We start from the raw sequence: 251 nt of genomic DNA, 5'->3' as shown, positions 1-251 counted from the left end.
AGGGGCGCCAGCCACGGTGCCCGCGAGCAGGGGCAGGCCGCGCTGGACTTCTACACCCAGAGCCGCACCGTCACCCTGCTGCCGGGCGGAGGCGCCTGATGACGACGGCCCTCCCCGACCGGGAGGCGCCCGCGGCGGTGCAGGTCGACACGGTCGACTACCACACGGCCGGCGAGCCGTTCCGGATCGTCGTCGGCGGCGCGCCCGTCATCCCCGGTGACAGCGTCGCCGAGCGGCGGGCGATCGCGATC

Annotated in this window: 1 protein-coding gene; it reads left to right on the top strand. The window is 76.1% G+C overall.

All coding sequences use genetic code 11. The features are described 5' to 3' along the window. Positions 1 to 98: 98 nt before the first annotated feature. Positions 99 to 251: proline racemase family protein (locus VR45_RS46545; RefSeq protein ID WP_199926111.1), on the top strand; the 153-nt coding region annotated here is incomplete at its 3' end.

Origin of the sequence: Streptomyces sp. NRRL S-495, from assembly GCF_000966955.1 — a bacterium.
GTDB lineage: Bacteria > Actinomycetota > Actinomycetes > Streptomycetales > Streptomycetaceae > Kitasatospora > Kitasatospora purpeofusca.
Note: the sequence above shows the minus strand (reverse complement) of the source record. Positions and strands in the feature narration are given on the sequence as shown.